Annotated in this window: 9 protein-coding genes and 1 tRNA gene; 2 read left to right on the top strand and 8 right to left on the bottom strand. The window is 65.7% G+C overall.

All coding sequences use genetic code 11. From position 1 onward, the window contains the following. Positions 1-137: 137 nt before the first annotated feature. The 3 genes from ACN0SE_RS12700 to ACN0SE_RS12690 all read right to left on the bottom strand — a co-directional run bounded on the left by ACN0SE_RS12700 (position 138) and on the right by ACN0SE_RS12690 (position 5206). Complete coding sequence (locus ACN0SE_RS12700; protein WP_417524894.1) at positions 138-1709, bottom strand: ABC transporter substrate-binding protein; 1572 nt, start codon at positions 1707-1709, stop codon at positions 138-140. 693 nt (positions 1710-2402) lie between these two features. Continuing rightward, positions 2403-3983: an ABC transporter substrate-binding protein gene (locus ACN0SE_RS12695; protein ID WP_417524893.1), complete on the bottom strand. Its 1581-nt coding sequence runs from the start codon at positions 3981-3983 to the stop codon at positions 2403-2405. Between the two features lie 173 nt (positions 3984-4156). Further along, on the bottom strand, positions 4157-5206 hold the full coding sequence (locus ACN0SE_RS12690; protein WP_417524892.1) for an AraC family transcriptional regulator: 1050 nt from the start codon (positions 5204-5206) through the stop codon (positions 4157-4159). 134 nt (positions 5207-5340) lie between these two features. Here ACN0SE_RS12690 and ACN0SE_RS12685 point away from each other — a divergent pair, with 134 nt between their 5' ends. After that, positions 5341-6387: an efflux RND transporter periplasmic adaptor subunit gene (locus ACN0SE_RS12685; protein ID WP_417524891.1), complete on the top strand. Its 1047-nt coding sequence runs from the start codon at positions 5341-5343 to the stop codon at positions 6385-6387. Between the two features lie 11 nt (positions 6388-6398). Beyond that, the gene (locus ACN0SE_RS12680) at positions 6399-9452 is read left to right on the top strand and encodes an efflux RND transporter permease subunit (protein WP_417524890.1); all 3054 of its coding nucleotides are present in this window, start codon (positions 6399-6401) and stop codon (positions 9450-9452) included. Between the two features lie 28 nt (positions 9453-9480). On the opposite strand, the gene ACN0SE_RS12675 is transcribed toward ACN0SE_RS12680, so the two are convergent. From ACN0SE_RS12675 to ACN0SE_RS12655, 5 genes are all read right to left on the bottom strand, one after another. Continuing rightward, positions 9481-9771, bottom strand: coding sequence for an SH3 domain-containing protein (locus tag ACN0SE_RS12675; protein WP_417524889.1), 291 nt, complete (start codon positions 9769-9771; stop codon positions 9481-9483). Between the two features lie 214 nt (positions 9772-9985). Further along, positions 9986-10075, bottom strand: a tRNA-Ser gene (locus ACN0SE_RS12670). Between the two features lie 95 nt (positions 10076-10170). Continuing rightward, a complete protein-coding gene (locus ACN0SE_RS12665; protein WP_417524888.1) occupies positions 10171-10890 on the bottom strand; it encodes an alanyl-tRNA editing protein in 720 nt (239 codons plus the stop codon). Further along, on the bottom strand, positions 10887-13376 hold the full coding sequence (locus ACN0SE_RS12660) for a DUF3772 domain-containing protein (protein WP_417524887.1): 2490 nt from the start codon (positions 13374-13376) through the stop codon (positions 10887-10889). The genes ACN0SE_RS12665 and ACN0SE_RS12660 overlap by 4 nt, the downstream gene beginning before the upstream one ends. Then, positions 13376-14410, bottom strand: coding sequence for a cysteine synthase A (locus ACN0SE_RS12655; RefSeq protein ID WP_417524886.1), 1035 nt, complete (start codon positions 14408-14410; stop codon positions 13376-13378). Before ACN0SE_RS12655 ends, ACN0SE_RS12660 begins: the two co-directional genes overlap by 1 nt. Positions 14411-14415 lie beyond the last annotated feature (5 nt).

Raw genomic sequence — 14415 nt, 5'->3', positions numbered from 1 at the left:
CTAAAGCGGCAGCCCGTCACGCCAGAGGCGTGCCTTGACGGACGGCGCACCTCCGGTGCGACGGGGCGGGCAGCCGCTGGCCCGGCGGCTGCGGCCTTGATTCCGGGCCCATGGTGCGTCGAACGAACGGCAAAAGCTCAGTTCACCGTCACCCAGCGCAGGATGAAGAAGTCGTCCGGGCGCTGTGTCAGCTCGACATTCGCCCGCGTCCCCCAGACCAGAGGTTGCACGTAGAGCGGCACATAGGCCTGTTCCTCCGTCATGATCTGCGCCACCTCGTCCAGCATGGCCTGCCGCTTGGTCTCGTCGATCTCCGACTGGATCATCGGCAGCAACTCGTCGATCCTCTCGTTGGAATAGCCCCCGAAATTCCAGCTCCCCAACTTCTTCTCGTCATCCGGCGTGGCAACGAGGAAACGGATCGGGTGCTCGGCATCGAAGGTGCCCGGCGACCAACCCAAGAGGTACATGTCGTAATTGTCGGCGCGCAGTTCGGGCCAGTAGTTGTTCACCGGCATCGCATCGAGCGAGGCCTTCAGGCCGACCTGCGCCAGCATCCCGGTGACCGCCTGACAGACGGATTCGTCGTTGAGATAGCGGTCGTTGGGACATTTCAGACCAAAGGAGAACCCCTCGGGATAGCCAGCTTCGGCGAGCAGCGCCTTGGCCTTCTCCGCATCATATGCCGGCGCCGCCGCCAAAGCCTCGGAATAGCCGTTCATTGCCGAGCTCACCAACTGGTTCACCGGCTCGGCATTGCCGCGCATGATGGTCTGCAGGATCGCCGGCACGTTGATCGCATGCGCCACCGCCTGGCGGACACGGACATCGGCAAAGGGATTGGCGTCCGTGGTCTCGGTCGAGTATTTCAGCGTCTCGGCCTCATGCGGGAAACCCAGCATGATGACCCGCGCCTCAATGCCCTGGACGACCTTGACCTCGGGGTTCTCGGCCAGCCGCGCCACGTCCTGGATCGGTACCGGGTTGATGAAATCGACGTCGCCTGACAGCAGCGCCGCCAGCGCCGTCGCCGGGTTCTGGATCGGGGTCAGCTCGGCGCGGGTGAGATTGTGCTCGGCCTCGCCCCACCAGCCCTCGAAGGGTTCAAGTACCGTGCGCAGGCCCGGCTCGCGCGCGGTGATCATGAAGGCGCCGGTACCGTTGGCGTTCAGCGTGGCGTGGTTGCCGTTCTCCTTGTCGGGGCGCGTGGCGTCATTGGCCTCGGCCCAGCCGCTGTCCATGATCATCCAGTTGGCGATCGACGAGGGAAACAGCGGATTGGGCGCGGTGGTCATGAAGTCGATGGTGGTGGCATCGACCACCTTGACCTCCGAGATCGGCGAGAACCAGCTGCGGGTGTCGGCCTCCTCGCTGGCGGCGCGTTCGTAGGAGAACAGCACGTCCTCGGCGTCGAAGCTGCTGCCATCGTGGAAGGTCACGCCTTCGCGCAGGGTAAAGCGCCAGCCCTCGCCCTCGCCGATCGGCTCCCAGCTGGTGGCCAGCGCCGGCTCGACCGACATGTCCTTGCCGCGCCGCACGAGGCCTTCGTAGACGTTGTTGAGAAAGCCCAGAACCGGCGTCGAGTTCACCGCATGCGGGTCCATCGTCTGCGGATCGGTGGTAACCGCCCATTTGAGCTCTGCCGCCGCCGCGGGAATGGCAAGCGCCACCCCGAGCGTCGCGGCGGTGGCGTAAATCATGTGTCGCATTGCGGTAACTCCCCGGATTGTTTTGCTCAGGGTAGCACATGCGCGCGGCGCGTCCATCGGGAAGGGTTTGGGGGAGGCTGGTCATTCGAGCCAAAGCCGCGCGTCGCCGACCCGTGGGGTGGCGATGCTACCAGCGTTCATTGCACTTTATCCCGGCCACTGCCGCAAGACTTCCGAGCGATGCACTGGTGGCTGCCAAATCGCCGCCCCATGGGACGGGTCGGCGATGCGCGGCGCCTGCGGCGCTGTTAACGCGTTTTGGGCAAGGCTCCGAGGTTTTGAGGCACTGGGAAATTTCTCCCTCACCAAAACAACGCCAACCCCGGGCACAAGCCGCGCATCGCAGACCCGTAGGGTGGCGATCCGACCGAGGTTCCGAGCACTTTATCCCGGCCACTGCCGCAAGACTTCTGGACGAGGCGCTGGTGGCTGCCAAATCGCCGCCCCATGGGACGGGTCGGCGATGCGCGGCGCCTCCGGCGCTGTTTACGCGCTTTGAGCAAGGCTCCGAGGTTTTGAGGCGCTGGTGAAATTCCTCCCTCACCTACCAATGCCGAACCTAGGCAAAAGCTGTACTTCGCCGCCCCGTGGGGCGAGTCGACGCTGTTAACGCGCTTGGGGCAAGGCTCGACCGCCCCCAACGAAAAAGGGCGGCCCGTCTGGACCGCCCTCCAATCACTCGGCGACGTACCCTCAGTCCATCGTGAAGTACTTCACCTTCGGCTGGTCTTCCGGGTCGACCTCGATGCCGACCTTCTCGGACATGCCCCAGTTCAGCACCTGGTGGTGGATCGGGATGTAGAGCTGCTCGTCCTGAACCACCCGCCAGATGTCGGCGATGTCCTTGTTGCGGGCTTCCAGATCGGTGTTCGACGCCAGCGACTTGATCTTGGCATCAAGCTCCGGATCGGAGAAACCGGTGCCGTTCCAGGTCCCGATGTCATCTTCACGCGTATGCACGAGGAAGTTGAAGATATACTCGGAATCGTAGGTCGGAACGCCCCAGCCCAGCATGTAGAAGTCGGTCTTGCTGTCGGTGATCAGCGGGAAGTGTTGCGCCTTGGGCTTGGCGTCGAGGTTCACGGTGATGCCGATCTGCCCCAGCATGCCGACAGCGGCCTGACAGATCGCTTCATCGTTGATGTAGCGGTCGTTCGGGCAGTCGAGACGGATCGAGAAGCCGTCAGCATAGCCGGCCTCTTCCAGCAGCGCCTTGGCGCCTTCGATGTCGGTCGAGCTCTCGGCGTCCATCTCCTCGGTCCAGCCGTTGACGAACGGCGGTGCGATCATGCCGGCCGGCACCGACTGGCCGCGCATCACCACCTGCTTGATGGCATCGCGGTTGATCGCCATCGACATCGCCTTGCGCACGCGCACGTCTGCCAGCGGGTTCTTGCCGTCGACGTTGTCAGCCTCGATGTCATCGGCACCCATGTTCATGCCGAAGAAGATCACCCGGTTCTGCGGCGCCTGCTTGACGGTCAGGCCCTCGGCATTGTTGACGCGCTCCAGATCCTGCACCGGCATGTCCTGAAGGAAATCGACCTCGCCAGACAGCATCGCCGCAACCCGGGTCGAGGCGTTCTGGATCGGCGTATAGACGATCTCGGTCACTTCCATCGGGAACTGGTCACGACCCCAGTAATCCTCGTTGATGGTCATGACGGTCTTCACGTCGGGCTCGCGGCTCTGCAGCTTGTAGGGGCCGGTGCCGTTGGCATTGGTGGTGGCATAGGTGATCTCGCCACCCTCGAAGTCCTGCACGTTGACCGTGTCATTGGCCTCGGCCCAGCCCTTGTCGAGGATGAAGAGGTTGGTGAGGTTCGACGGCAGGATCGGGTTCGGACCGTCGGTGACCATCTCGATGGTGTAATCGTCGACCGCGCGGACCTCGGTGATCGAGCCGATCAGCTCTTTCATGTCCGAGTTCGGCTGCTTGGCGCGCTCGAAGGAAAACACCACGTCCTCGGCGGTGAAATCGGCCCCGTCGTGGAATTTCACGCCCTGACGCAGGTTGAAGACCCAGACGTTCGGGTCACCTTCCTTGGGCGCCCAGTCGGTGGCCAGCGCCGGCTCGAATTCACCGGTGACGTCGCGGATGATCAGCGGCTCGTACATCTGGTGGCGGATGGTATGGGTCGGACCCTCGTTCTGGGCATGCGGGTCGAGCGTCAGCGCATCACCGGCGCGCGCCCAGCGAAGGGTCTCGGCACTCAGCGAGGCGGTGGTGGCCAAGAGCGCACCGATCACTGACAAAGCGAATGTCGTCTTCATTGGATTTCCCTGTCTGTTGTGTGTCTGTCGTTTTCGACATGTGTGTGTTTGCCGTTTCCGACATGGCGCCAGTCTTTGACACAAGCGCGGGAATGACAAGAGCCGACTTGGCTTGACGTAACGAGGGGCTGGCAGGCTAAGCCGCCCTGACCGCTCGATTAATTGCTATAGCGCTAACGCCGCGATGCAGTATCCGCGAGCGTTGCCGCCCCTGCCTGCGCGGCCCGTCGCAGCGCCGCCGGAGGGGCGCCGAACCATTTGCGGCAGGCCCGCGACAGCGCCGATTGCTCGGGAAAGCCCAGCATCGCCGCCAGTTGGCCAAGGGTCACGTCGGTTTCGGTCAGGTGCTTCAAGGCCAGATCGCGACGAGCGCTGTCCTTGATCTCCTGAAAGGTGGTGCCCTCGGCCCTGAGCTGCCGGTGCAGCGTGCGCGGCTCGATGGCGAGGATGCGGGCAATGTCGCTGCGATTGGCCTGCGGCGTGCCGATCAAGGGGCGCAACGCGGCGCGCACCCGGTCGGTGACACGCTGCGCCGGGGCCGGGAAATTCCGTTCGAGATGCTCTTCCATCAGCTGCTGGAATCGCGGGTAGCTGTTGGGATCGGGCCGGTGCCAGCCGCCAGCGTCGAGGTGCAGCGCCGCCAACGGCTGGTTCTCGTGCACCGGCACGCCAAAGAACCGCGCATGCCGCGCGCCCTCTTCGCCGATCGCATGTGGCAGCGAGACCGCGCGCACGCGGTTGACCCAGGGGTCACGCATCCGGCCGATCTGGTAGCCCATGCCGAGAATCAGCTCGATTATCTGACGCTGGTGCGCCGCCGGGATGCCGTCGATCTCGAGCGTCAGGGCCACGGTGTCGGGCACCAGCGGGCCCGGAACCTCGGCCCGCATCCGCAATGCCGTGCCCTGCAGAAAGATGAAACGCGAGATGATCTTGGAACCCTCGGCCGGGCTCGCGGCGGTCTGGAGGGCAAGGCCGAGGATGCCCAGCACGCCCAGATCCTGATGCCGTGCGATGCGCAGGCCCAGGTCAGGGCAGCCCGCCGCCTGCGCCGAAGCCTCGAGCAGTGCGCAGACCGCGGCCATCGGCAAGAGCGCATCCTCATCCGTCAAATCCGCGGCGCGAAGCCCGTGGCTGCGCAACAAACCAGCCGGCGCGATCCCGCAGTCGCGCATCACCTCGGAATAGCCTTTGAGCGCGGCGGCGCGGATCACGTGGGACATGTCCTCAAATGACAATTTTTTGTCCTCGAATGTCAAGACATGGCGAAGCTCTACCCATAGGTCTGCCCCCCGTGCTGTGTTTTGCAGTGCAGCATCATTTATCCGGCGAAGATCAGGTCAAGGAGTTGTCACAGGTGAAACCGCTTCAGATGGGCATGCTTGCTTTGGTTCTTTCCGCCCTGGGGCTGTTGCCGCAACTGGCCAGCGCCGAGGCGCCTTTCGTCAAGCTCGAGACCGCGACCTCCTCGGCCGAGGGCCTCAGCCGGGTGTTCTTTGGCCATGTTGTGGCGCGAGAAACCGTCGACCTCGCCTTTCAGGTTTCTGGCCAGGTCATCACCTTCCCGCTGGAAGAAGGCGCCGTGGTGCCCGCTGGCGGTCTTGTCGCCCGGCTTGACCAGGAGCCGTTCCTGCTGTCGCTTGAAGATGCCCGCGCCCGCGCGCAACAGGCCGAGCGCACGCTGGACCGCTACCGCCAGCTTCAAGGCAGCTCTGTCAGCCAGACCACGGTGCAGGACGCGGAAACCGATGTCGAACTGACCGGCGTGGCGCTGCGCAATGCCGAGCGGGCGCTGGAACAGGCGACGTTGCATGCGCCCTTTGATGCGCTGGTGGCGGCGCGGCTGGTGCCCAAGTTCTCGACCATCAACGCCGGCACCCCGGTGGTGCGCTTGCACGACATGTCGGAACTGCGGATCGAGATCGACGTGCCGGAAACCCTGTTCCAGCAGGCCGGCCAGAACCCCGATCTGGAGATCACCGCAGAATTTCCTGCCAGCCCCCGCGCCTATCCGGTGGAACTGCGCGAATTCAACGCCGAGACCGCGGCGGTGGGCCAGACCTATTCCATCACCCTCGGCATGGCGCCGCCCGAGGATCTGACCGTGCTGCCCGGCTCGTCCGCCAAGGTCACCGCCACGTTGAAAACCGGCGAGGGTCGCATCGTCGTGCCCGGCTCGGCCATTGTCACCGGCAATGACGGCGCGAACTACCTGATGGTCTTTGCCCCCACAGGCGCCGGCGAAGGCACCGTCACCCGCACCCCCGTGACCATCGCCGCCACCGAGCACGGCACCGTCGAGGTGACCGAGGGCCTTGCGCCCGGTGCGGAATATGTCGCCGTCGGCGCGCCGCTCCTGAGCGACGGCGACCAGGTCCGCCGCTTTACCGGCTTCGGCAAGTGAAGGCCCCGGTGATGGACATTGCACGCTTTTCGATCAACCGCCCGATCTACACCTGGATCGTCATCCTGACCTGCCTGCTGGGCGGCATCTGGGGCTTTTCCTCGCTCGGCCGGCTGGAAGACCCGGCCTTCACCATCAAGGTCGCCGTCGTCGTCACACAATACCCCGGCGCAAGTGCCGAGGAAGTGGCCGCCGAGGTCTCCGAACCCATCGAGTCGGCCATTCAGAAGATGGGCGAGGTCAAGCGCATCGAGACGATGAACCAGCCCGGCCTGTCCTGGATCACCGTCGAGATGCAGGACACCTTCGACGGCACCGAACTGCCCGGCATCTGGACCAAGCTGCGCAACCGCGTGGGCGAGGCCGCCCTGCCCTCCGGCGCCACCGAACCTTTCATCAACGACAGTTTCGGCGATGTCTACGGGCTCTATTACGCGGTCACGGCACCGGGGTTTTCCGATCGTGAAATCAACGACCTGGCCGATTTCCTCCGGCGCGAGGTGCTGGCGGTCGACGGGGTTGCCGACGCGGTGATCTCGGGCCAGCCGAACGAGCGGATCTATGTCGAGCCGAACCTCGCGCTGTCCACCTCGCTTGGCATCTCTCCCGGCATCATGCAGGGCGCGATCGCCACCGCCGACGAGATCGTCGATGGCGGCTCGATCCAGAACGAAGGCGGCCGCACGCTGGTGCAGCGGCCCGAGGGATCGGACACCGTCTCGGCCATCGCCGCGCTCTCGGTGGGGGTCGGCGGCAAGGTGGTGAACCTCGCCGATTTCGCCGAGGTCTCGCGCGGCCGCGAGGCCAATCCCAACCTGATCCTGCGCCATAACGGCGTCGAGGCCTTCAGCCTCGGCGTGGCCGGCCTCTCGACCGAGAACATCGTCGAGGTCGGCAAGGCCGTCGATGCCCGGCTCGAGACACTCAAGGCGGCGATCCCGCTCGGCGTGACCATCGCGCCGATCTACCAGCAGCACGTGGTGGTCGAAGAGGCCTCGAACGCCTTTCTCGTCAACCTCGCCATGTCGGTCAGCATCGTGATCGTGGTGCTGGCGGTCTTCATGGGCTGGCGGGCGGCCGTCGTGGTCGGCGTGACGCTGCTGCTGACGGTGGTCGGCACCCTCTTTTTCATGGCGCTGGGCTCGATCGAGATGGAGCGGATTTCGCTGGGCGCACTGATCATCGCCATGGGCATGCTGGTCGACAATGCCATCGTGGTGGCCGAGGGCATGCAGATCAACATGCAGCGCGGCCAGACCTCGCGCGAGGCCGCCACCGAGGCCGCTAGCAAGACGCAAGTGCCGCTGCTGGGCGCCACGGTGATCGGCATCATGGCCTTTGCCGGCATCGGTCTCAGCCCCGATGCCACCGGCGAATTCCTGTTCTCGCTCTTTGCCGTGATCGCGATTTCGCTGCTGCTGTCCTGGGTCTTGGCGATCACCGCGACGCCGCTGCTGGGGCATTACTTCTTTCGCCAGGGCGCCGAGGGCGGCGCCGACGGCTATGACGGCTGGCTGTTTCGCGGTTATGCCGGGCTGCTCAGGGTCAGCCTGCGGCTGCGCTGGCTGGTGATCGTGGCGCTGATCGCGGTGACCGTGGTCTGCTACGGGCTCTTCGGTCAGATCAAGCAGCAGTTCTTCCCCGACAGCAACACGCCGCTTTACTTCGTCAACTACAAGCTGCCGCAGGGCGCGGCCATCCACCAGACCTCGGCCGATCTGCAGGTGCTGGAAGACTGGCTGGTGGCGCGCGACGAGGTGGTGGCGGTGACCTCCTTCTCGGGCATGGGTGCCTCGCGCTTCATGCTGACCTATGACAGCGAAGACCCGAACCCCAGCTACGGCCATCTGATCGTGCGGGTCTCCTCGCTCGAGGTGATCGACGCCGAGATGAACGCTCTAGAGGACTTTGCGCAGCAGACGGTGCCGCAGGGCGAGTTCCGCGCCAAGCGGCTGGCCTTTGGCCCCGGCGGCGGCGCGCCGATCGAGGTGCGGTTCTCGGGCAGCGACCCTGAGGTGCTGCGCGATCTGGCAGACGAGGCCATGGCGCGGATGCAGGCTGCGTCAGACAACATCGTCTCGCCGCGCCATGACTGGCGCGAAAAGGAACTGGTGCTGCGCCCGGTCTATGCCGAGGACCGCGCGCAAGAGGCCGGCATCTCGCGCAGCCAGGTCACCGAGACGCTGCAGTTCGCCACCGTCGGCACCACCTCGGGCGTCTTCCGCGAAGGCGACCGGCAGATCCCCATCGTGCTGCGGGTGGCGCCTGACGCCGATCTCTCGTTGCTCGACCACGTGATTTATTCCGATAGTGGCAATACCCTGGTGCCGATGGCGCAGGTGATCGACGGTTTCCGCTTCGAGCCGCAGGACACCCTGCTGCACCGCCGCGACCGCGCCAATACCATCACCGTCGGTGCCGAGATCCCGCGCGGCAAGACCGCCGCCGAGGTGCTGGCCGAGGTGCGCGAGACCATCGAGGCGATACCGGTGCCCGATGGCTATCAGATGGCTTGGGGCGGCGAATACGAAAGCTCGACCGACGCCCAGGCCTCGCTCGGCAAGCAGTTGCCTCTGAGCCTGATCATCATGGTGCTGATCTCGGTGCTGTTGTTCAACGCGCTGCGCCAGCCGATCATCATCTGGCTGCTGGTGCCGATGTCGGTCAACGGCGTCTCTCTGGCGCTGTTGGGCACCGGGTTGCCGTTCACCTTCACGGCGCTCCTGGGGCTCTTGTCGCTCTCGGGCATGCTGATCAAGAACGGCATCGTTCTGGTCGAGGAAATCGACCTGATCCGCGAGGCCAACCCGGCGATGCCGCTGGAAGAGGCCATCGTGACCGCTTCGACCTCGCGCCTCCGGCCGGTGTTCCTGGCGGCGGCAACCACGATCCTAGGGATGCTGCCGCTCCTGTCGGACGCCTTCTTTCAGTCGATGGCGGCGACGATCATGGGCGGGCTGGCCTTTGCCTCGGTGCTGACGCTGATCGCGGCACCGGTGCTCTACTACCTGTTCTTCAAGCGCTCCGTGCGGCGCGAACAGGCCGCCCTGCCCGCTGCCGCCTGAGCCCGGCCCCTGCCCGGCGTCCTTCCGGTCAGGGGGTCTTCAGGTAATCCGCCGCCACATAGCCGCTGATCCCCGGCCCCCGCGCCAGCGACACCTGGCACCATTCCTGGCCCAGCTCGGTGGTGCAATCGCCGCGCAACAGCTCGGTGCCGTCAGGCAGGCCCAGGATCACCCGATAGCCAAGCCCCGGTCCCGCCCTGAGCTTGAGGAAATCATCCGCGCCCACACGGTCGACCACCGCGCGGCTGCCGGTGACACCACCGGCGCAACCGGCCAGCAGGGAAAGCATGAAGAGGACGGGCAAGACGGTACGGCGCATGGGCGAACTCGGCAGGTTGTTGTGATTGGTCGCCCTGTGTCGCAGACGGCGGCGCGGCTGTGAAGGGACAACCGCGCGGAGGCCGGGCCTATGTGGTGAAAACCGCGCAGGCGCCGGTCACTCCGCAGGTTCGCTCCATTAGAGCGAACATACAGGCGCAGCAAAGGCTCTGACCAGCCCGGGGCCGGCAAATTAAACACTGCAATAAGAGAGGTGGCGGACAGTGAGGGATTCGAACCCTCGAGACGGTCTCCCGCCTACACACTTTCCAGGCGTGCGCCTTCGACCACTCGGCCAACTGTCCGTGCGCGGGTGTTTAGCCTCGACCCCGACCGGGTTTCAAGAGCAAATGCAACGGTATCCAAGGAAATCTGCCCCGCCGCCGCAAGAGCCGCGATCTCAGCTGTCGAGGATCACGTTCAGGCGGCGGTTCTGCCGGCCCTTCTTCTCGATCTTGCCCAGACGAATGGCACCGATCTCGCCGGTGCGGGCGACATGGGTCCCGCCACAGGGCTGCAGATCGACCTGGTCGCCGCCCTTGCCGATCCGCACAAGGCGCACCTTGCCCTGGCCGCGCGGCGGCTTGACCGACATGGTCTTGACCAGTTCGGGCGTGGCGGCCAGCACCTCGTCGGTGACCCAGGTCTCGGTCACCGGCAGGTCGCGCTCGACCAGCAAGTGCAGCGCCTCTTCGATGATGTCGCGGTCGGCCGGCGCTTCGGGCATGTCGAAATCGAGCCGCCCCTTGTCAGAGGTGATCGCCCCGCCGGTCACCGGCAGGGGTACCACCACTGACAACAGGTGCAGCGCGGTGTGCACGCGCATGTGCCGATGCCGCCGCTCCCAGTCGAGGTATTGCATGACGTGGGTGCCCTTGCCGGGCAGCGGCAGCGGCTCGGCCGGGACCAGCACCACGGCTGCGCCCTCGCCCTTGACCGTGGTGGCGATCGGCATCTCGACACCGTCCCAGACCAGCATGCCGCTGTCGCCGGGCTGGCCACCGCCGGTGGGGTAGAACACCGTGCGGTCGAGGATGATGCCGCCCTCGGGCGTGTGGCCCGTCACCCTGGCCGGGGCCTCGCGACGATAGGGATCCGCGCGAAACAGAAGCTCGGTCATTTGTCGGCGTCTCCTCCGGTCACCCCGCCCTCGCCGTCGCCCGGCGACGGCTCACGCGACGCGCCCGAGGGCGGCGCAGCCTCGACAGGATCGGCCGGCGGCGGGCCGCCATCGGCCTTGGGATCGGCCGGGCGCAGCGCCTCGGGGTTGCGCAGCCAGATGTCGCGCTGGGCAAAGGGCACTTCGATGTTTTCCTTGGCAAAGGCTTCGACGATCTGGTGGCGCATCTCGGTGCGCACCGCCATGCCCTGTCCGATGTCGCGCAGCACCGCGCGGATCTGGAAATCCAGCGAATCCGCGCCGAAGCCGATGAAATCCGCCGAAGGCTCGGGGTTCATCAGCACCTGGTCGTGATGCCGCGCGATCTTGAGCAGGATGTCCTGCACCTTGCGGGTATCGGTGCCATAGGCCACGCCCACCGGCACGACGATCCGGCCCACGGAATTGCCGCGGGTATAGTTCGCCACCCGGCCCGAGACGAAATCGGCATTGGGGATGATGACGTCAAACCGGTCGAAGGTCTCGAGCTTGGTGGAGCGCACCGAGATCCGCTTGACCGTGCCGTGAATGCCGCCGACCTCGATCCAGTCGCCCTCGGCGATGGGGCGTTCGATCAGCAGGATGATGCCCGAGACAAAGTTCGACACGATGTTCTGCAGGCCGAAACCGATGCCCACCGACAGCGCACCGGCAACGATGGCCAGCGACGACAGGTCGAGCCCGGCCGAGGTGATCGCCACCAGCGCGGCGATGAAGATCCCGACATAGCCGATGCCCGAGATGATGGCGTTCTGGCCGCCGGTGTCGATCTTGGTCTTTGGCAGGATCGAGTTCTTGAGCGCGCCCTGCAGCAGCCGCGTCGCCATGTAGCCGACGACAAAGACCAGCAGCAGCACAAGGAAATCCATCGGCGAAATGCGGCTGTCACCAATGGCAAAGCCTTCGCCCACCTTGGTCCAGAGCTCGGTCAGATCGGCAACCCGTGCGCCCCAGATCAGCGCCAGGAAAGGCAGCGCCGCCAAGGCCAGCATGAAGCCGATCAGCACGGTGATCAGGCTGTCGGCCTCTTCCTCGGACTGGCGCATCACGTAGCGATAGAGATCGTTGGTAAAGCGCTGCAGCACCACGATCAGACCCAGCAGCCCGAGGGTGCTGATGGTCGGAAAGATCAGCCAGGACGCCGCGGCGCCATACCCAGTCGCGGCCAGTACCGGCCCCACGATCGAGACAAGGATGACGATCCGGCCGAGAAAGCTCACCACCCGCGCCCGCACCATGCGTTCGGCATTGGCGCTGTCGAACTTGATATGGGTGACCATCAACTGGCCAAGCCGGAACAGGATCAGCGAGGTGACCACCAGCAGCGGGAATTCCAGCACCGAGATGGTGGCGGCGGAAAAGTTCTCGACCGCGCCGAATTCGTACAGCGCGTCGCGCAGCACCAGCAGGATCGCCAGGGTGCTGGCATAGGTCCGGGCCTCGCGGCGCTGTGCGCGCGCCATCGGCAGCATCCGGTCGCCGTCATGCTGCGAAAACAGCCGGTCGACCAGCCAGCGCAGCCCGAGGATCACCAGACCCCAGGACGGCAGATTGTCGAGCAATGCGGTCATCCGGACCCCGGCAGAGCCGGTGGCAAAGACCGCCTCGGTCAGCGCGTAGAGGCCGATCAGCGGAATGACGATCTGTCCGACGGAGACAAGGAAACTGAAGACCGTGCCGCCGCGCACCGAGGTGCGCCGCATCCAGGCGCCGCCGGCCCGCGCCCAGGCGCGGCCGCGCAGCACCAGCACGATGCCCACCAGCAAGAGCAGCAGCACCGTCGGCAGGTTGTTGCGCAGCTTGCTGCGGTTGATCTCGGAATTCCACGAGGTCCGGGCCTCGGTCACGGTCGCGCTCCAGGCCTCGCCCATCTCGCGCGCGGCAATGGCCCAGTTCTCCGGCATCAGCGGGATCGGACCCAACTGGAACAGCGCATCGGTCTGGCGGGCGCGGATCAGGGCGTCGATCTCGCTGATCAGCCCGTCGGCGCGGTTGTAGGCCTCTTCCGCGGCGCGCACCGGGGCGCGCAGCTCGGCCAGCTGCTCGGCCAGTTCGGCGCGGCGGTTGGCGACTTCCTCGGCCTCGGTCTCGCCTTCTGCCGGAGGCTCGCCAAGGGCGTCGAGCTGCGATTGCAGCGTGCGGATGCGCGACTGGTTGGTGCCTTGCGCCGCCAGGAACTGCGCCCGCCACTCCACCAGCTCGCGCCGCAGCGCCTCGAAGGCGGTGTCAGAGGCTCGTCCGGCCTCGAGCGCGGCCTCGGCGCGTTCGGCCAGATCGGTCCAGGACTGATAGTCCAGCGCCTCGCCGCCGACGATCAGGTCGAGAACCTGGGTGTCGGTGGCAACGCCACCGGCCGACAGGTCCTGCGCCCTGAGCGCATTTGCGGGCAGGAAGAGGGAGACGACTAGCGCCAGCAGAACTGCCGGCAGCACGGTGGAAAAACGCATCAGTTGTCCTCGAAGACACCGGGGATCGAGGCCGGCGCGCGGGTCAGCCAATCCGGCGTCGGCAGCCCCTTGTCACGCAGGAACTCGGGGTTGAAGAGCTTGGACTGGTAGCGCGTGCCATAGTCGCAGAGCACGGTGACGATGGTGTGCCCCGGCCCCATTTCCCTGGCCAGACGGATCGCACCGGCGACGTTGATGCCGGACGACCCGCCAAGGCAGAGCCCCTCTTCCTTGAGCAGGTCAAAGACGATGGGCAGCGCTTCGCTGTCCGGGATGTTGTAGCTGAAATCCGGCTTGAAGCCTTCGAGGTTGGCGGTGATCCGCCCCTGGCCGATGCCCTCGGTGATCGACCCGCCCTCGGCCTTGTGCTCGCCGGTGGTGTAGTAATTGTGCAGCGTCGCGCCGTCGGGATCGGCCAGGCCGATCTTGACGCCCTTGGGCTGCAGCGCCTCGGCGACGCCGGCCAGCGTGCCACCCGATCCCACGGCGCAGATGAAGCCGTCGACCTTGCCGCCGGTCTGTTCCCAGATCTCTGGGCCGGTGGTCTCGACATGCGCCTGCCGGTTGGCGGTGTTGTCGAACTGGTTGGCCCAGATCACGCCCTCGTTGGAGTTGCGTGCCATCTTCTCGGCCAGACGGCCGGAATAGCGCACGTAGTTGTTGGGGTTGCGATAGGGCGCCGCCGGCACCTGCACCAGCTCGGCCCCGGCCAGGCGGATCATGTCCTTCTTTTCCTGGCTTTGCGTCTCGGGGATCACGATGACGGTGCGAAAGCCCATGGAGGCCCCCACCAGCGCCAGGCCGATGCCGGTGTTGCCTGCCGTGCCCTCGACAATCGTGCCGCCGGGTTTCAGCAGGCCCTTCTCGACCGCATCCTTGATGATATAAAGCGCCGCGCGATCCTTGACCGACTGGCCCGGGTTCATGAACTCGGCCTTGCCCAGGATGGTGCAGCCGGTCTCTTCGCTGGCTTTTCTCAGCTTGATCAGGGGGGTGTTGCCAACGGCGTCGGCCAGATCGGATGCAATGCGCATGATGT

Origin of the sequence: Marinovum sp. (assembly GCF_048263515.1) — a bacterium.
In the GTDB taxonomy this organism is placed as follows: domain Bacteria; phylum Pseudomonadota; class Alphaproteobacteria; order Rhodobacterales; family Rhodobacteraceae; genus Marinovum.
The sequence above is the reverse complement of the archived record's forward strand: the minus strand, read 5'-3'. Positions and strand labels throughout refer to the sequence as shown.

Bases quoted from the DNA above. Each gene is read 5' to 3' on its own strand.
- ACN0SE_RS12655 (WP_417524886.1), bottom strand. From the start codon at position 14,410: ATGCGCATTGCATCCGATCTGGCCGACGCCGTTGGCAACACCCCCCTG.
- ACN0SE_RS12660 (WP_417524887.1), bottom strand. From the start codon at position 13,376: ATGCGTTTTTCCACCGTGCTGCCGGCAGTTCTGCTGGCGCTAGTCGTC.
- ACN0SE_RS12680 (WP_417524890.1), top strand. From the start codon at position 6,399: ATGGACATTGCACGCTTTTCGATCAACCGCCCGATCTACACCTGGATC.
- ACN0SE_RS12690 (WP_417524892.1), bottom strand. From the start codon at position 5,206: ATGTCCCACGTGATCCGCGCCGCCGCGCTCAAAGGCTATTCCGAGGTG.
- ACN0SE_RS12665 (WP_417524888.1), bottom strand. From the start codon at position 10,890: ATGACCGAGCTTCTGTTTCGCGCGGATCCCTATCGTCGCGAGGCCCCG.
- ACN0SE_RS12700 (WP_417524894.1), bottom strand. From the start codon at position 1,709: ATGCGACACATGATTTACGCCACCGCCGCGACGCTCGGGGTGGCGCTT.
- ACN0SE_RS12695 (WP_417524893.1), bottom strand. From the start codon at position 3,983: ATGAAGACGACATTCGCTTTGTCAGTGATCGGTGCGCTCTTGGCCACC.
- ACN0SE_RS12675 (WP_417524889.1), bottom strand. From the start codon at position 9,771: ATGCGCCGTACCGTCTTGCCCGTCCTCTTCATGCTTTCCCTGCTGGCC.